Origin of the sequence: Arthrobacter sp. AZCC_0090 (genome assembly GCF_014207375.1) — a bacterium.
Classification (GTDB): domain Bacteria; phylum Actinomycetota; class Actinomycetes; order Actinomycetales; family Micrococcaceae; genus Arthrobacter.
Genome location: NZ_JACHEE010000005.1, coordinates 335,788 through 353,062, shown reverse-complemented (window position 1 = coordinate 353,062; position 17,275 = coordinate 335,788). Strand labels below are relative to the sequence as shown.

General features: G+C 63.2%; 11 protein-coding genes and 1 pseudogene. 7 read left to right on the top strand and 5 right to left on the bottom strand.

Going from position 1 to position 17,275, the window contains the following annotated elements:
* Positions 1–1,575, bottom strand: a pseudogene (locus HNP00_RS10850) (pyruvate dehydrogenase (acetyl-transferring), homodimeric type); the annotation flags it as partial.
* 342 nt (positions 1,576–1,917) lie between these two features.
* Between HNP00_RS10850 and HNP00_RS10845 the strand changes: the two are divergent.
* The 3 genes from HNP00_RS10845 to HNP00_RS10835 all read left to right on the top strand — a co-directional run bounded on the left by HNP00_RS10845 (position 1,918) and on the right by HNP00_RS10835 (position 5,149).
* Positions 1,918–3,486 carry an NCS1 family nucleobase:cation symporter-1 gene (locus HNP00_RS10845; RefSeq protein ID WP_184738836.1) on the top strand — a complete coding sequence of 523 codons (1,569 nt, stop codon included), beginning with the start codon at positions 1,918–1,920 and terminating at the stop codon, positions 3,484–3,486.
* 118 nt (positions 3,487–3,604) lie between these two features.
* Positions 3,605–4,363, top strand: a complete 759-nt coding sequence (locus HNP00_RS10840; protein ID WP_184738834.1) for an aspartate/glutamate racemase family protein — start codon at positions 3,605–3,607, stop codon at positions 4,361–4,363.
* Between the two features lie 21 nt (positions 4,364–4,384).
* Positions 4,385–5,149: an SDR family oxidoreductase gene (locus tag HNP00_RS10835; protein ID WP_184738832.1), complete on the top strand. Its 765-nt coding sequence runs from the start codon at positions 4,385–4,387 to the stop codon at positions 5,147–5,149.
* Here the strand turns inward: HNP00_RS10835 and HNP00_RS10830 are convergent.
* Together HNP00_RS10830 and HNP00_RS10825 are read right to left on the bottom strand one after the other, a co-directional pair.
* Positions 5,146–6,057 carry a glutaminase gene (locus tag HNP00_RS10830; RefSeq protein ID WP_184738830.1) on the bottom strand — a complete coding sequence of 304 codons (912 nt, stop codon included), beginning with the start codon at positions 6,055–6,057 and terminating at the stop codon, positions 5,146–5,148. The genes HNP00_RS10835 and HNP00_RS10830 overlap by 4 nt on opposite strands.
* Before the next feature lie 4 nt (positions 6,058–6,061).
* Positions 6,062–7,678: a helix-turn-helix domain-containing protein gene (locus HNP00_RS10825; protein ID WP_311770556.1), complete on the bottom strand. Its 1,617-nt coding sequence runs from the start codon at positions 7,676–7,678 to the stop codon at positions 6,062–6,064.
* Positions 7,679–7,951: 273 nt separating this feature from the next.
* Here HNP00_RS10825 and HNP00_RS10820 point away from each other — a divergent pair, with 273 nt between their 5' ends.
* The 3 genes from HNP00_RS10820 to HNP00_RS10810 all read left to right on the top strand — a co-directional run bounded on the left by HNP00_RS10820 (position 7,952) and on the right by HNP00_RS10810 (position 14,020).
* Positions 7,952–9,589: an amino acid permease gene (locus HNP00_RS10820; protein WP_184738827.1), complete on the top strand. Its 1,638-nt coding sequence runs from the start codon at positions 7,952–7,954 to the stop codon at positions 9,587–9,589.
* Between the two features lie 14 nt (positions 9,590–9,603).
* Positions 9,604–12,405 carry a beta-eliminating lyase-related protein gene (locus HNP00_RS10815; protein WP_311770555.1) on the top strand — a complete coding sequence of 934 codons (2,802 nt, stop codon included), beginning with the start codon at positions 9,604–9,606 and terminating at the stop codon, positions 12,403–12,405.
* Between the two features lie 124 nt (positions 12,406–12,529).
* Entirely contained in the window at positions 12,530–14,020 is a 1,491-nt protein-coding gene (locus HNP00_RS10810; protein WP_184738825.1) for a cation:dicarboxylate symporter family transporter, read from the top strand.
* Positions 14,021–14,113: 93 nt separating this feature from the next.
* Here the strand turns inward: HNP00_RS10810 and HNP00_RS10805 are convergent, their stop codons facing one another.
* A complete protein-coding gene (locus HNP00_RS10805) occupies positions 14,114–14,515 on the bottom strand; it encodes a sterol carrier family protein (protein WP_184738823.1) in 402 nt (133 codons plus the stop codon).
* A gap of 15 nt (positions 14,516–14,530) precedes the next feature.
* Positions 14,531–15,547, bottom strand: a complete 1,017-nt coding sequence (locus HNP00_RS10800; protein WP_184738821.1) for an asparaginase — start codon at positions 15,545–15,547, stop codon at positions 14,531–14,533.
* A gap of 416 nt (positions 15,548–15,963) precedes the next feature.
* On the opposite strand from HNP00_RS10800, the gene purD reads away from it, so the two are divergent.
* Positions 15,964–17,274, top strand: a complete 1,311-nt coding sequence (gene purD, locus HNP00_RS10795) for a phosphoribosylamine--glycine ligase (RefSeq protein ID WP_184738889.1) — start codon at positions 15,964–15,966, stop codon at positions 17,272–17,274.
* Position 17,275: the final 1 nt, after the last annotated feature.

Below are 17,275 nucleotides of genomic sequence, written 5' to 3'. Positions count from 1 at the left end.
CCGCATGAGGTCCTTCAGGAGCCGCACGAAGGCCATGGTGGTGGCGGCCTGCTGCTTGCCGGAGCCGCGCTTGGCGACCTCGTAGGACTTTTCGTCCGGCAGCACCACGGGGGTGTGGGCGCTGCGGCGTTCCGGGACAGCGCCGCCGAGGGCCGCGCGGGCCTCCATCATGTACCGGATTTCCGGGGCGTCCATGCCGGGGTGGTAGTACGGGGGCCGGTACAGGTCCGTGTCGAGTCGGGCGTCGGTGATGGGGATGCGCAGGTGGTCGCGGAAGGCCTTGAGGTCTTCCATGGTGAGTTTCTTCATTTGGTGGGTCGCGTTGCGGCCCTCGAAGTGGGGTCCGAGTCCGTAGCCCTTGACGGTCTTGGCCAGGATCACGGTGGGTTTGCCCTTGAACTCGGTCGCGGCCTTGTACGCGGCGTAGACCTTGCGGTAGTCGTGTCCGCCGCGTTTGAGGTTCCAGATCTGCTTGTCGTCCAGGTCCGCGACCATGTCCTTGGTGGCCGGGGTCTTCCCGAAGAAGTGTTCGCGGACGAACCCGCCGGACTCGGCCTTGTAGGTCTGGTAGTCCCCGTCGACGGTTTCGTTCATGATCTTCACCAGGGACCCGTCGGTGTCCTTGGCCAGGAGGTCATCCCATTCCCGGCCCCAGACGACCTTGATCACGTTCCAGCCCGCGCCGCGGAAGAACGCTTCGAGTTCCTGCATGATCTTCCCGTTGCCGCGCACCGGCCCGTCCAGGCGCTGGAGGTTGCAGTTGATCACGAAGTTCAGGTTGTCCAGGTTCTCGTTCGCGGCGAGCTGGAGCAGGCCGCGGGACTCGGGCTCGTCCATTTCCCCGTCGCCCAGGAACGCCCAGACCTGCTGCCCGGAGGTGTCCTTCAGGCCGCGGTCGTGCAGGTACCGGTTGGACTGGGCCTGGTAGATCGCGTTCATCGGGCCGATGCCCATGGACACGGTGGGGAATTCCCAGAAGGAGGGCATCAGGCGCGGGTGCGGGTAGGAGGACAGGGCGTGGCCTTCCTTGGACTTTTCCTGCCGGAACCCGTCCAGGTCCTGCTCCGTGAGCCGGCCCTCCATGAACGCCCTGGCGTACATGCCCGGGGACGCGTGTCCCTGGAAGAAGACCTGGTCCCCGCCGGAGGGGTGGTCCTTGCCGCGGAAGAAGTGGTTGAAGCCGACCTCGTACAGGGTCGCGGCCCCGGCATAGGTCGAGATGTGCCCGCCCACGCCGATGTCGGACCGCTGTGCCCGGTGCACCATCACGGCCGCGTTCCAGCGCATGTACGCCCGGTACCGGCGCTCGAACTCCTCGTTGCCCGGGAACGGCGCTTCCTGGTCCGCCGGGATCGTGTTCACGTAATCGGTGGTGGTCACCATCGGCACCCCGACCGACTGGGACCCCGCCCGCTGGAGCAGGCTGCGCATGATGAACTGCGCCCGCTCCGTGCCCTGCTCCCTGATCAACGCATCCAAAGACTCAACCCACTCGGCAGTCTCTTCCGGATCACGATCAGGCAGCTGGGAAGTCAACCCGCTAAGGATGTGTGAGGTCTCTTCTCCTGCAGCCACGTCCAACCTCTCTTCATTGAATGTCTGGGCGCTTGCACTGTAGTGCGCGCTGAAACGGCGTAGAAATTTCGTATTGTGAGAATAAAATTCTGTAATTCGAGATTAGCCATGCGTTCGCTGGGCGTCAATCCGGCGCCGCAGAGACTAGCGCCCACAAGGCCGTACGGCGGCGAGACTGCCGTTTGTGACCGCGATTGGGGTTACGGCCCTTGACCAAAGGTGATCCAGCTCATACAGTTATTTCACTATTCAATAACTAGATTCCACGATGCGAAAAAGCTTCATCCTCTCACAGTGTCTCGGAAGCCTAGTTGCAGCACCACAAAGAAGTGGAGATCCACGATGCAATCGACTCCCCCAGTCGGCGTCACAACGGCTCCGGAACGGACCACGCTGCCAGCCAGCTCGGTCCATCCGACAGTAGGAAATGAAACCCTTTGCGATGTAGCGTCCGTCGCAGCAGGCCGAACCATCAGCCCCAGCCTTTACAACCTCGACCTTGCCCCCACCAAGAAGGAGGGCAGGCGCTGGACCAGTTACAGCATCTTCACCCTCTGGGCCAACGACGTCCACAGCCTTGGCAACTATGCGTTCGCCATCGGCCTCTTCTCGCTTGGCCTGGGCGGATGGCAAATCCTCGTGGCCCTTGGCATCGGCGCGGTCTTGCTGTTCACCCTCCTGACCTTCTCCGGTTTCATGGGCCAGAAGACCGGCGTTCCCTTCCCGGTGATGAGCCGGATCAGCTTCGGTATCCGGGGCGCCCAACTTGCCAGCCTGGTCCGCGGGGCCGTGGCCATCGCCTGGTTCGGTATTCAGACCTACCTCGCCTCTGTGGTACTCCGGGTCATGCTTGTCGCCATGTTCCCCGGACTCAAGGACATGGATGCCAACTCCATCCTGGGCCTGTCGACGCTCGGCTGGATCGCCTTCGTATCGCTCTGGATTGTCCAGCTGGTCATTGTCAGCTTCGGTATGGAAATGATCCGCAAGTATGAGGCCTTCGCTGGCCCGATCATTCTCGCCACCATGCTGGCCATTGCCATCTGGGTCTTCGTGGAGGCTGGGGGAGCCATCCAGTGGTCCGGTATTAAGGGCCTCGAAGGCGGCGAGATGTGGCGCACCATCTTTGCCGGCGGTGCACTCTGGGTCTCCATCTACGGCACCTTCGTCTTGAACTTCTGCGACTTCACCCGTTCCTCGGTGTCCAAGAAGTCGATTGTCCGCGGCAACTTCTGGGGCATCCCTATCAACATGCTCCTGTTCGGCGCAATCGTGGTCATCATGGCCGGCGGCCAATACAAGATCAATGGCAAGATCATTGAAAGCCCCTCGGACATCGTCCAGAGCATCCCCAACACGCTCTTCCTTGTCCTGGCCTGCCTTGCCTTGCTGATCCTGACCATCGCGGTGAACCTCATGGCGAACTTCGTGGCACCCGTCTACGCCCTCACCAACCTGTTCCCCAAGCACCTGAACTTCCGTAAGGCTGCATGGGTCAGCGGCACCATCGGCCTGGTCATCCTGCCGTGGAACCTCTACAACAACCCCTTGGTGATCGTGTACTTCCTGGGCGGCCTCGGCGCCCTGCTTGGACCGCTGTTCGGCGTCGTCATGGCCGACTACTGGCTCCTGCGCCGCGGCAAGGTCAACGTCCTGGACCTTTACACGGACAACCCTTCCGGCACATATTTCTACAAGCGTGGCGTCAACCCCCGGGCGATCGCCGCCATGGTTCCCGCCGCCGTCGTCGCCATCCTCATCGCGTTCATTCCCGCACTGGAGGCCATAGCGCCGTTCGCTTGGTTCTTTGGCGCAGGCATCGGGGCATTGTGCTACTTCTTGATTGCAGAGAAGAGGCAGCAACACAGCGACGTCTCCGGCGAGCCGATCGCCGTCGTCAGCAACCACTAAGAACCGCCAGCAGCCCGACTGGCTCGCAGAAAACGCCGTTTTGGCCCGTCAAAACGACAACAACTGCGAGCCAGTTGGGCTTGCCGGGCTACCAGGCAACCCAATCTAGGAGGAACCCATGCGAATCCTCGTCGCAAACGTCAACACCACCCAATCCATGACCGACTCCATCGCGGCCCAGGCGCGAAGCGTCGCGGCTCCCGGCACCGAAATCATCGGCATCACCCCGCGGTTCGGCGCCGATTCCTGCGAAGGCAACTTTGAAAGCTACCTCGCCGCCATCGCCGTGATGGACCGCGTGGTCAACTACCCTGAACCGTTCGACGCCGTCATCCAGGCCGGCTATGGCGAGCACGGCCGCGAGGGACTACAGGAGCTCCTGGACGTTCCGGTGGTCGACATCACCGAGGCCGCGGCCAGCACCGCGATGTTCCTCGGCCACAAATACTCCGTGGTCACCACTCTGGACCGCGCGGTCCCGCTCATCGAAGACCGCCTCAAGCTCGCCGGGCTCGACGACCGCTGTGCCTCGGTCCGCGCGAGCGGCATGGCCGTGCTGGAACTCGAGGAATACCCGGACCGCGCCGTGGAAGCCATTGTGGAACAGGCTGAACGCGCCGTGCGTGACGACAAGGCAGAGGTCATCGTCCTCGGCTGTGGCGGCATGGCCGGACTCGACGAACAGATCCGCCAACGCTGCGGAGTGCCGGTAGTGGATGGGGTGGCCGCTGCGGTGACCATTGCCGAGTCGCTCGTCCGCCTGGGACTGTCCACGTCCAAGGTCCGGACCTACGCCACACCGCGTCCGAAGACCGTCATAGGCTGGCCACTGACCACAACGGACACGACGACGGCGGACGCCCCCGCCGCGCACTAGCTCAACAAACAGGAGAACCGCGTGAGCGAAACCATCCCCACCCAGCCCCGTGTCGCCGTCGTCACCGGAGCTGGTTCCGGGATCGGGCGGGCAGTCGCCCGGCTTCTGTTGGCCGAAGGCTACCGCGTTGCCCTCGCCGGACGCCGGGAAGCGCAGCTTCTCGAGACGGCTGACGGCCGCCCCGAGGCGCTTGTGTTGCCGTGCGACGTGACCGTGCCCGACGACGTCGCGCGCCTTTTCGCGGCGGCCCGCCAGCGCTGGGGGAGGGTCGACGTCCTGTTCAACAATGCGGGCATCTTCGGTCCTTCCGGGGGTGTGGACGAGATCAGCGTGGCCGATTGGAATGCCACGCTTGCCGTGAATGTCACCGGCTCCATGCTGTGCGCGGCCGAGGCTGTGCGGACCATGAAGTCGCAGGAGCCGCGAGGCGGCCGCGTCATTAACAATGGCTCTATTTCGGCGCATTCCCCGCGGCCCTTGTCCGTGGCGTACACCGTGAGCAAACACGCCATGAGTGGCCTGACTAAGAGCATTGAGTTGGACGGGCGTCCGTTCGGCATCACGTGCGGGCAGATCGATATCGGCAACACCCGCACCGAAATCATGGACACCATCGGCGTGGGCTCGGGCGCGCTCCAAGCCGATGGCAGCAGGCGCGTCGAGCCGATGTTCCCTGTGGAGGACGCCGCACGGGCGGTTCTCATGATGGCTAACATGCCGGCGTCGGCCAATGTTGGTTCGGTGGTGGTGACCGCGGCGGGCATGCCATTCGTAGGCCGCGGCTAGAAAATCGACCAGCCCGTGCGGGTGGTGAACTCGTCCAGGGCAGCGACGCCCGCCAGCGAATTCCCGGATCGTCCCAGTCCAGGGCTCCAGACGCAGATGGTGCATTTATTGGGCACTACGGCCACGATGCCGCCTCCTACCCCGCTCTTGCCGGGGAGTCCCACGCGGTAGGCGAATTCGCCCGCGGCGTCGTAGGTGCCGCACGTCAGCATCACGGCATTGATCCGTTTGGTCTGCGAGGGGGACAACAGCGGCGTGCCGTCTCCGCGTAGCCCGTTGTTGGCCAGGAACCTGCTCGCAAGGGCCAAGTCAGTGCAGCTCATTTCGAGTGCGCACTGGTTGATGTAGGCCTCAAGGACCGAGTCCACGGGGTTTTCGAGGTTTCCGTAGCTGGCCAGGAAGTGTGCCAGCGAGGCATTGCGGTGACTGTTCGCCGCCTCGGACGCGGCCACCTCGGGGTCGGTGTCAAGAGAGGCGTTGCCGCTTTCTTGCCGGAGCAATTCCCGGACGGGAGACGGCGAGTTGCCCGCAATGCTGAGCAGCCTGTCCGTCACAACCAGTGCTCCGGCATTGATGAAGGGATTGCGCGGAATTCCGTCTTCGTGTTCCAGCTGCACCAGGGAATTGAACGGATTCCCGGACGGCTCCCGGAATACCCGCTTCCAGATGCGGTCGCCATCCCCGGCGAGCACCAGCGCGAGGGCGTAAACCTTCGAAATGCTTTGGATGGAGAAGGGTACGTCGGCGTCGCCGGAGGAAAACACCTCGCCGTTGGCGGTGGCCACGGAAATGCCGAATTGCTTGGTATCCACCGCGGCGAGGCTCGGGATGTAGTCCGCGGGCGCTCCTTGGCCGAGCAGGGGCTGAACCGTGCCGACGATGTCGTCGAGGAGATTCTGGAGGTCCATGTTCTTAGCGCCGTCCTTCGGAGGGGGTCCACAGCCTGAGCTGAAGATGTGCGAGCAACCGCTGCTCTGTGGAGGAAAGATCGATGCCGGCCACTTCGCACGCGCGCCGCAGCCGGTAGTGCACCGTGTTCCGGTGGACGGCCAGTTCCTCCGCGCAGCGGTTCACATCGCCGAAGAATTCAAGGTAGGTCAGCAGCGTTGTGGCGAACTCTGGGTACCGGCTGCAAAGGAGGGTGATGCCGCCGTGCCGAAGATCGGTCCTTGAGGCAAGCAGCTCCAGCAATTCCTTTGTCAGGACGGTCGTTTCAACGTCGGCGTAGGACGCCACATGGATCGAGGGCGTGCTTTCCAGGACCTTCAGTACGCTGCGGACGTGTTCAAGGGTGCCGTGCAAAGCGTCCAGGCGTTCGACGACGGGCCCGACGGCGGCCTGCACCTGGCAGTGCAGGTGGACCCTCGCGTCCCGGACAATGACGTTGATGAGGCGGTTGATGGCTGGCGGGGACTTTATGGGGTCGAGGTCAGGAAGAATCATCGCTATTTCCAAGCCGATGGCTCCCACCACGGCACCGGGACGGTAGGCGGCCGCATGGATCGATGCCACGTTGGCCAGCTCGCCACGTCGCAGTTGCAATCCTGCCGCCGTCTCGTCGTCGCCCTGGGCGGAAATCAGGACGAGGGCTGCCGGCTTGGAGGGATCGATGCCCGCGGATTGCGCCTGGGAGTGGATCTGCGCCGTGCCGCTGAGCAGGCTGGAGATCCTGTCGCGCCGTAGTGCCTGGGACTGCTCATTGCGGTGCCGGACCAGTTCTATGGCCGCGTGGCGCGCCGCTCCCACCATGAGCTTGTCAGTGTTGGGCGCGAGGGGTTCCTTCCCTTCCTGAAGCCAGATGTACCCGAGGATCCGGTTGCCCGCGTGGATACCGATGGCCACCCGCTCCCGGAGTCCTTCCGCGGGATTGGCTTCCATATGGATGGGAGCTTCGGCCGCTTGCAGGTGCTTGTAGACCCCGGACTCTTTCAACAGTTTCTGGTACCGCTCGGGCCCGCGCCGCGCGAGGATTGAGAGCCTGCGGAGCTCATCGACGTCGTTCGAGGCAGGTGAGTACGCCAAGACCCGGTTTGCCGGGTCCTCAATGACCACATGGCCGTTGGTCAGCGTCGCGGTAGTCTGGGCGATGGCAAAAAGATCCCGGTGGATGATCGTTGACGCATCGGTGGAAAGTGCAGGCTCCTGGATACGGTTCTTGGCGATGCCCTCCAGCGTGCCCCAGTTCATGGCGGGAGACACGGCGATCAAGCCGATTCCGGTGGGCAGCAGCACCTCCCGGACGGCGTCCAGTTCCTCTTCGTTCCCTTTGACCGCGACGGCGGCGGGGTAGTCCGGAACCAGCTTCCGGATGCTGGGGAGTGCTGCGCGCCCCCGCACTCCGATCAGCAGGACCAAGGTCCCTCGCTGGACGGGCGTCCCGTCCTCGGCGTCCACGATGACCGTTTCGCGAACGGCGCCATTGCCGGGTCCGGGAGGAACAAGCAGCTGCCCGTTGTCGACGCCAATGTCTTCAAGTATGTCGCTGAGCATGGCGCCAATGACATGCTCGGCAGGTTCATGGGGTGCCACCCGTATTCACTTCCTCTAAGCGGCTTAGCCGCGCTCACAGCCATGAACATTACTCGCACTCCGCCTGAACGGAGTTGTCATCGGAGCACAATCGGGATCGGAGGAATTTAGCTGGCCAGACAGTTCGTTCCGTTCCGCCGGAATCTAGAGTTGTTTTCCGTCCCCTCCGCCGATGATCCAGCAGTGCAGCTGTGATGACACACGAGCAGGAAGGGGCAAGTTCTGGAGCATGCAGCCGCACCCGCGGTACCGGAGTCAAAGGAGACCCCTGGAATGAAACGAACACTGAACTCGCCTGCGCCGGCCCCGGTCACCGGGCTGGACCCCGCTGATTCCCTGGAAAACGGCCGGGAGCTTCTCGGCGACCGTTCCACCACGGCGCAGGATTTTTCAAGCGAGGAAGCCGGATACCACAAGACCCTTAAGCCCCGGCAGATCCAAATGATTGCCATCGGGGGAGCGATCGGAACGGGCCTGTTCATGGGCGCGGGCGGCCGGTTGAACGGTTCCGGTCCGGCTTTGATTTTCGTCTACGCGCTCTGCGGGTTCTTCGCGTTCCTGATTCTGCGCGCCCTGGGCGAACTGGTCCTCCACAGGCCGTCTTCAGGCTCTTTCGTGTCCTACGCCAGGGAGTTCTACGGCGAAAAAATGGCCTATGCCGCCGGTTGGCTGTACTTCCTGAACTGGGCCATGACGTCGATCGTGGACGTCACCGCCGTCGCGCTCTACGTGAAGTTCTGGGGACAGTTCTGGACGCCCTTGCAAGCAATCCCCCAATGGCTCATCGCACTCTGCGCGCTCGTCATCGTGCTGGCACTCAACCTTGTGTCCGTGAAGATCTTCGGCGAGATGGAATTCTGGTTCGCCCTGGTCAAGGTGACGGCGCTCGTGGCCTTCCTCGTCGTCGGGGTCTGCTTCATCGTCTTTGGCGGAAGAACTGACATCGGCGTTCCCGGGCTGGGCGTGATCCTGGACCACGGCGGAGCATTCCCGACCGGTGCCGTAGCACCTTTGCTGGCGATCAGCGGCGTCGTGTTCGCGTATGCCGCGGTTGAACTTGTTGGTACGGCTGCAGGCGAAACCGCCAACCCGGAAAAGGTGATGCCCAAGGCCGTCAATACGGTAGTGTTCCGGATCGCACTCTTCTATGTCGGTTCCGTGCTGCTCCTCTCGCTGCTCTTGCCGTTCACGGCGTACAAATCCGGAGAATCGCCCTTCGTCACCTTCTTCTCCCACCTGGGGGATCCCCATGCTGCGGCCGTTTCGGCGTCGGTGATGAACTTCGTTGTCCTGACGGCGGCGTTGTCGAGCCTCAACGCTGGCCTCTATTCCACGGGCCGGATCTTGAGGTCCATGGCGGTCAACGGCTCCGCGCCGCGCTTCACGGCCAAGATGAGCCAATCGGGTGTGCCCTATGGCGGCATCCTGCTGACGGCAGTGATCACGCTGCTCGGCGTCGGCCTGAACGCCCTTGTGCCGTCCCAGGTGTTCGAGATCGTTCTCGAGGTATCTGCGATCGGGATCATCGGCGGCTGGGCAACCATCATCCTGTGCCACATCAAACTCCAGTCCTGGGTCAGGCGTGGCAAGGCCGCACGCCCGTCATTCCGGCTGTTCGGTGCCCCATTCACTTCATACCTCACGCTCGCCTTCCTGGCCTTCGTCCTCGTCACGATGGCCTTCTCGGAGACAGGGCGCTGGGTCCTCGCTTCCCTGCTGCTCTTGATACCCCTGCTTATTGCCGGCTGGTTCGCTTGCCGCAAACGCATCCTGGAGGTAGCCGCGGCGCGCAGCGGCTACACAGACGGTCTACCGGTGGTCGCCGGGCCCTTTGCCCAGAGCGGTGCGGTTGCCCAGAGCGGTGTGGTTGCCCAGAGCGGTGCCGTTGCCCAGAGCGGTCAACGCTCTTGATGCTCAACGAATTGATGGAAAACGGAACTACCTTGCCCGCCACGACCTCCCTCAGCAACAGCACCCCGATGATCAGACGGAATTCCCTGAACAACGAAGCTCCAAGGCGGGAAATCGGCACTCCCAGCAGCGCCTGGCGTTCGCGCGCCGATGCCTGGGAGTTCCTCGGATACGCATTCAAGCAGCTGACAAAGGGCGGCCCAGGAACATCGCACTCCGGGCTAAAAGACCAAGCCGTCCAGGCGCTCCTCCTCCTGCAGGCCCTGGAATTGTATTGGGCGGCGCCGGGACCGGCGGCACTGGCGCCTCTGCGCGGTTGCGTGGATTCGGGAGATTACGACGCCGGACTGGCGATGATCCGCGGAATGTCGCCTTTGATGCCTTCCGACAGTCCGAGGCAGGCCGGGCCGGTCACTCCGGGGCAATTCCGGGCCGAGCGCTCCCTTTCAGGTGTCCTGGATGAAGACTCCAGGGAGCCGCGGCCGGCAAGGGATCGGCCCAGGTTCGAGGTCTTGTTCGTCGACGACATCACCGAAGAAGAAGCCGACGAGCTGAAAACGGAAATGCTGGCCCAGCGCAGGCCGTCCGATGCGTTCACCTACGAGCTCCTCGTGGTTCCCAGCTACGAGGATGCGCTGGTTGCCTTGGTTCTGAACCCGGCCATCCAGGCATGCATTCTCCGCCCGGGATTCACCATCGGCAGCAGCCAGCCCCTGGGCCGGGACCTGAGGAAATACCTCTCCGGCATGGTGGGTCCAGAGCTCGTGGGGATGCCACCGCTGGGCAGGTTCCTCAGCTTGGCGGAGCAGATTTCCGAGCTGCGTCCCGAATTGGATGTGTACCTGGTCGCCGGAGTCGCCATGGAGAGCCTCGCGGGTTCACTGACGAAGCGGTTCAGGCGGATTTTCCGTAGGCAGGACAATCTCGACCTGCATCTTTCGCTGTTGTCGGGCGTCGCTGAGCGGTACAGGACCCCGTTTTTCACTGCGCTGCAGGAATACAGTCGGCGGCCGGCCAGCGTCTTCCACGCATTGCCGATCTCGCGCGGCGGTTCGGTGGGCAATTCGCCATGGATCCGCGACATGGCGGATTTCTACGGACTGAACCTGCTTTTGGCCGAGACGTCCGCGACGTCGGGAGGCCTGGATTCGCTGTTGGATCCGCACGGATCGATCAAGGAAGCCCAGGACCTGGCGGCGCGGGCCTTCGGTGCGCAGAAGACCTTCTTCGTCACCAATGGCACGTCCACCGCCAACAAGATCGTCCATCAGTCCATCCTTGCCCCGGGAGATGTGGTCCTCGTCGACCGTAACTGCCACAAATCCCACCACTACGCTTTTGTTCTCGCCGGGGCGCAGGTTTCGTACTTGGACGCCTACCCGTTGGACAAGTACGCGTTTTACGGTGCGGTACCCCTGGCAAGCATCAAGGCCCGCTTGCTGGCCTACCGTCGAGCGGGGCGTCTGGACGACGTCAAAATGATCACGCTGACCAACTGCACTTTCGACGGCATCGTCTATGACGTCGAACGCGTCATGGAGGAATGCTTGGCGATCAAACCTGACCTCGTCTTCCTCTGGGACGAGGCCTGGTTCGCGTTCGCCAGGTCCCACCCCGTCTACCGGCGCAGGACGGCCATGGCCGCGGCCAGGAAACTTGATGCTTCTTTCAGTGATCCCGGCTATGCCGCGAGGCACGCCGAACAGGCGGCTTCCCTCCATGACCCGGCGACGGGCGCGCTTGCCGAGGATGAACTCTGGTTGAAAACCCGGCTCATCCCCGATCCGGCCAAGGCGCGGCTGCGCGTCTATGCCACGCAGTCTACCCACAAGACCCTCACCTCACTGCGTCAGGGATCCATGATCCACGTCTTCGACCAAGACTTCAGCGAGCATAACCAAGAGTCATTCCGGGAGGCATATATGACCCATACCTCCACCTCGCCCAATTACCAGATCCTCGCTTCGCTTGACGTCGGCCGCCGCCAGGTGGAGCTTGAAGGTTTCGGGTTGGTGCAGAAACAGGCAGATTTGGCGACCATAGTTGCCCAGACAGTGGCCCGCCACCCTCTGCTGAAGAAGTACTTCCGCGTCCTCACCTCGAGGGACCTGATTGCGGCCCCCTATCGGGAAACCGGAAGTGCCATGCCGCTCCGGGACGGCCTCTCCGCCCTGGCGGACGCGTGGCAACGTGACGAGTTCGTCGTCGACCCCAGCCGCCTCACGCTGGATATCAGCCGGACAGGGATCGACGGCGACACTTTCCGGCACCGCTATCTCGCGGACGAACACGGTATCCACGTCAACAAGACCTCCCGCAATACCGTGCTCTTCATGACCAACATCGGCACGTCTCGCAGCGCAGTCGCCTACCTGATCGAAGTCCTGGTCAAGCTTGCCGAATCGTTCGAGGAGGAGCATCCGGCACGGGGCGACGCCGGAACCCCCTCACGTGCCAACCCGCCGCTGCCGGACTTCAGCAGCTTCGCGTCGCGATTCCAGCGGGATCCCCGAGCAGACGGTCCCAGCAGCCTCGACGGGGACATTCGTGCCGCCTATTTCGAGAGCTACAACCCAGGTTCCACCACGTACCTTTCAGTGCGTGAACTCACGGCGAGGATAGAGGCGGGCGATGAGGTGATTTCAGCCGGATTCGTCACGCCCTATCCTCCGGGATTCCCCATCCTCGTCCCAGGCCAGGTCATCACAAGCCAGACGCTGGAGTTCATGGCTGTCCTCGATACGCGGGAAGTCCACGGTTTCGACTCACAGCGTGGATTCAGGGTCTTCGCAGATAAGGAGTTCGGCAAGGAGTAGCGTCATCTCACAGGTTTCCACATTGTGAAATTTGAATTTCCCCTTGTGGAATCCTGTGATCGGGATTACATTGAAAACAACCCCCGAAATCAGGGGCTGTTCCCAAACTGATTGGTTCAGATCAATGAAGATCCCAGACTCTGCGGCGCTGAAGGCGAGTTCGGCTCCGCGGAAGAAGAAGCCACTGTACAAGTCGCTCTTCTTCCAAATTCTGATCGCCGTCGTCGCAGGTGTACTCATCGGCCATTTCTGGCCGAACATTGGGTCCACCCTCCGGCCACTGGGCGATGGTTTCATTCAACTCATCAAGATGATCATCGCTCCGCTGATCTTCCTCGTGATCGTCACGGGAATCTCGGCAGTGGGCGACGTCAAGGCGGTCGGAAGGGTCGGGGTCAAGGCCCTCTTGTACTTCACCGGCGCCACGCTTTTCGCACTGGTTTTTGGACTGATTGTCGGAAACCTTGTCCAGCCGGGTGCTGGACTGCACATCGATCCCAGCACTCTCTCCCAGGATGCGCTGAACGCCAAGACCGGGACCGCCCCGCCCAAGGATGCGGCTTCCTTCCTCCTGGACATCATTCCCACATCGGTGATTGGCGCTTTCGCCAGCAACAGCCTCCTCCAGGTCCTCTTCTTCTCGGTCTTCTTTGGCGCGGCAATCGTCGTCATCGGACGTGAGCGTTGCCTCCCGGTCATCAGCCTCATGGAAACCGTCCTTGAACTGATCTTCAAGATCATGTCCTGGATCATGAAAGTGGCGCCCATTGGTGCCTTCGGCGCCATGGCCTTCATCATCGGCCAGTACGGACTCGACACCCTCGGGACCTACGCGCTCCTGATCGCCTCCTGTTACGGCGCGGCCATCGTCTTCATCGGCCTGCTGTTCCTCGTCGCCTGGAGCTTTGCCCGGGTGCCCCTGTGGCAGTTCCTCAAATACACACGCGAGGAATTCCTCCTCGCCCTCGGCACGGCATCCACCGAGGCTGTCATGCCCCGCATCATGACCAAGCTGACCAATGCCGGCTGCTCCCGCGCCACCACGGGCCTGGTTGTCCCCACGGGCTACTCCTTCAACCTCGACGGCGCCGCGATCTACCTTTCGATCTCGCTGTTGTTCCTAGCCCAGGCCTTCGGACACCACCTTGATCTCGGGCAGCAGTTGGCAGCCCTGGGCGTCCTGCTCCTGACATCCAAAGGCATGGCAGGCGTACCGGGTTCGTCGTTCCTGGCTCTCTCCGCCACGGCCGCCGCCCTTGGCATCTTCCCCGTTGCCGGCGTCGCCCTGCTCCTGGGTGCCGACCGCCTCATGGACTCCATGCGCGTCGTCGTCAACCTTCTCGGCAACTGCGTGGCCACGTTTGTGGTCGCGAAATGGGAGGGCCAGTTCGACCGTTCCGTCATGGTTCGCGCCTTCCGCGGCGAAATCACCAATGAGGACTCCGCCATCATGCTCGGAGCCGAGGCCGTCTTCGAAGAACAGGAAATCGAGCGCCTCAGCGGCGGGCAGGAGCCGTCTCCGAAATTCCGCGGCGGGCCCAGCTCGGATGCGATCCCGCAGTTCGAGATGACCAAGCCGGGCCAACACCGGAGCCCCTCGGTCAGTCCCGACTAGCTCAGTCCCGACTAAGGCACCACGTTCCAATGCAAGTTGAGCGCTCCACGACACCGTCGTGGGGCGCTCAACTCTGTGTGGATCGCGTGGGGCTTAGAAAAGCGGAAGTAGCTCAGACAGGTCGGCGCGCAGACCCGATGCGGCTACCCGGCCGGCGTCGACGGCTGCGGACCACGCCAAGCGGCCGGTGACCAACTCCAGCCAGGTGGCGGCGTCGCACTCGACGACATTCGGGGGAGTGCCGCGCGTGTGCCGGGGACCTTCCACGCACTGGGTGACACCGAACGGCGGCACCCGGACTTCAACCGAGTTCCCGGGGGCGCGGGCCGTGAGTTCCTCGAGCGAGTAACGCACCGCGGTTGCCAGCACAGTGCGCGACGGCGGCGTCCCCGGCACTGCTTCCTGCCCTGCGGAGGACTGTCCGACGGCGGCCTGCCAGGCGGTCAGTGCCGCGCGGCCCTGCTCAAGGTCGATCCGGCGTCGTGCAATTGCCATTTTTCGGGGCTCCAATCAGTCCAGCAGCGCCGAAACGGCGTGGCCGAGGCGGATTCTGCCGACCGAGTGGCCACCGCCGAGGACGGGCTCCACGACCTTTTCGAGCACGCTGGAGACGCCGGGAATATCCACGGCGCCCGCGACAGCGAGGAGCGTCAAACCAACGAGGGTAGCTGCACGGGGATTCCCGTCCAGGATCTTTACTGCAACGGAGGCACCAGTGGGTGTTGCCAAGACCAAGACACCTTCCGCCCCGCCCTTGGCAAGCACTTCGAGCTCATCCATCACGATGGTGTTCGCCTCGCCGCGGCCCTGCACTGCCCAGGGGTAGTCCAACATGGAGGTGGCAATGGTTGCCGCGCGGGCATTGGAGCTCTGGTCCCGCGGGGCCTGCGCCAGGCGCGAGTAGGCCCGCGCCAGGCCAGTCAGGGAAAGTGCGGCCACGGGTGCTCCGCAGCCATCAATGCCGAGGTGCGCGATCTTCTCGCCGCTGTATTCCTCGATCACGGACCGCACGCGCTGTTGTAGGGGATGGTTGGGCTCCAAGTAGCTGTGCGTGTCCCAGCCGTTCTCGGTGCACGCCCAGAGGAACGCCGCATGCTTTCCTGAACAATTGGAAGCTAACTTCGACTTGCCGTGCTCGGAACGGATCAACCAATTACGGGCAACTTCGTCCTGTGGCCACACAGAGGGGCATTGCAGCTGTTCTTCCCGGACGCCGGCGGCTTTGAGCATTCCTTCCACCACGTCCATGTGGTCCAGGGAGCCCACATGGCTGGCGCAGGCCAAAGCGACTTGGGCGCCTCGCAAGGGCACGCCCGACTGCATCGACGCGAGCGCCTGGAAAGGCTTGAGCGCAGAGCGGGCATAGATAGGGGTCGTGATGTCGCCGAGCTGGGTCACCACGGAGCCGTCACCGGAAAGGACGACCGCGGAACCGATGTGGCGCGATTCGATGAACCCGCTGCGTTCAATCACTGCCAGCTCGACGGCGGAATCAACGCTGAAGGTTTCATGCGAACTCAAGGGCATGATGCAAGTCTAGGGTGCAGGAACCGTCTTCCCGGGCTACTCCACGGTCACCATAACGGAGTGCCAGTGGCGGAGTGGGACATGCCCTGCGTTAGTTCTCAGGGATGGGCATATTGCTGCTATGTCCATTGCTCATCGCCAAGGCTGGGCATGCTCCTCCTCGGCGGTGGCTCCCAGCTTGGTCATGCCCCCTGTTGGCGTTGAGGGATGGGCATGTCAGTGCTATGTCCATTGCTCGTGGCCAAGGCTGGGCATGCTCCTCCTCGGCGGTGGCTCCCAGCTTGGTCATGCCCCCTGTTGGCGCTGAGGGATGGGCATGTCAGTGCTATGTCCATTGCTCGTGGCCACGGCGGGACATGTCCAGTGGTGGAGACAGCTTAGGAGTCCGGCCCTCGCACAAAGTACCCTTGAAGACTGTGAAGGTACTCGTCATTGGCCCCGGGGGCCGCGAACACGCCATTGTCCGCTCTCTGCTCAAAGATCCCAACGTTTCCGAGGTCCATGCGGCTCCGGGAAACGCCGGCATCGCCAAGCTGGTCCCCACGCACGCGATCGACGGAAACGATCCCGCCGCCGTCGCAGCGCTTGCGACGAAACTGGCCGTTGACCTGGTAGTCGTCGGCCCCGAAGCCCCGCTCGCCGCAGGCGTTTCCGATGCTGTTCGCGAAGCCGGCATTCCGGTCTTTGGCCCCAGTAAGGCCGCCGCCCAGCTCGAGGCTTCCAAAGCGTTCGCCAAGGAAGTCATGGCTGAGGCCGGAGTACCCACCGCCATGGCCCGCGTGGCAACAAATGCCGCAGAAGCCGCTGACGCCTTGGATACCTTCGGCGCTCCGCACGTTGTCAAGGACGACGGACTTGCCGCCGGCAAGGGCGTCGTGGTCACGAACGATCGCGAGGAAGCCCTCGCCCACGCGCAGACCTGTTTCGACGCCGGTGGAACCGTTGTGATCGAGGAGTTCCTGGACGGACCCGAGGTCTCCCTGTTCGTGCTGTGCGACGGCCGCACCACGGTGCCGCTGTCCCCGGCGCAGGACTTCAAACGAATTTTTGACAATGACGAGGGCCCCAACACGGGGGGCATGGGCGCTTACACGCCGCTCGACTGGGCACCCGAAGGACTGGTGCAGGAAGTCATCGACCGCGTGGCCCAGCCGACCGTGGACGAGATGGCCAGCCGTGGCACACCGTTCGTCGGCGTCCTCTACTGTGGCTTGGCCCTGACCTCCCGCGGCACGCGAGTCATCGAGTTCAACGCCCGCTTTGGCGATCCCGAAACCCAGGCCGTCCTGGCCCGGCTCAAGACCCCGCTCGGCGCCCTCATGTTGGCAGCCGCCAAGGGCGAACTGGACCAGGCAGAAGAGCTGCGCTGGTCCAAGGAGTCGGCCGTCGCCGTCGTCGTTGCCGCCGAAAACTACCCGGACACGCCCCGTACGGGGGATCGCATCCGTGGACTGAACAAGGTGGACGCGCTTGAAGGCGTGCACGTCATCCACGCCGGCACCAAACTTGACGACGAAGGCAGGGTGGTTTCCGCCGGCGGCCGCGTGCTGGCCGTTGTGGCGTTGGGGACAGATCTCGTGGAGGCCCGCGAGCGGGCTTACGACGGCGTGGAACTGGTCCAGCTCGACGGCGGGCAGTTCCGTACCGATATCGCCGGCAAGGCAGCTCGCGGCGAGATCCACGTGGTCTCCTCGGCCACCGGCTCCATTCCGAACGTGAAGGCCTGAA

Excerpts from the sequence above, each read along its gene's own strand:
- HNP00_RS10840 (WP_184738834.1), top strand. The coding sequence starts at position 3,605 with ATGCGAATCCTCGTCGCAAACGTCAACACCACCCAATCCATGACCGAC.
- HNP00_RS10830 (WP_184738830.1), bottom strand. The coding sequence starts at position 6,057 with ATGGACCTCCAGAATCTCCTCGACGACATCGTCGGCACGGTTCAGCCC.
- HNP00_RS10845 (WP_184738836.1), top strand. The coding sequence starts at position 1,918 with ATGCAATCGACTCCCCCAGTCGGCGTCACAACGGCTCCGGAACGGACC.
- HNP00_RS10810 (WP_184738825.1), top strand. The coding sequence starts at position 12,530 with ATGAAGATCCCAGACTCTGCGGCGCTGAAGGCGAGTTCGGCTCCGCGG.
- HNP00_RS10820 (WP_184738827.1), top strand. The coding sequence starts at position 7,952 with ATGAAACGAACACTGAACTCGCCTGCGCCGGCCCCGGTCACCGGGCTG.
- HNP00_RS10800 (WP_184738821.1), bottom strand. The coding sequence starts at position 15,547 with ATGCCCTTGAGTTCGCATGAAACCTTCAGCGTTGATTCCGCCGTCGAG.
- HNP00_RS10805 (WP_184738823.1), bottom strand. The coding sequence starts at position 14,515 with ATGGCAATTGCACGACGCCGGATCGACCTTGAGCAGGGCCGCGCGGCA.
- HNP00_RS10815 (WP_311770555.1), top strand. The coding sequence starts at position 9,604 with ATGGAAAACGGAACTACCTTGCCCGCCACGACCTCCCTCAGCAACAGC.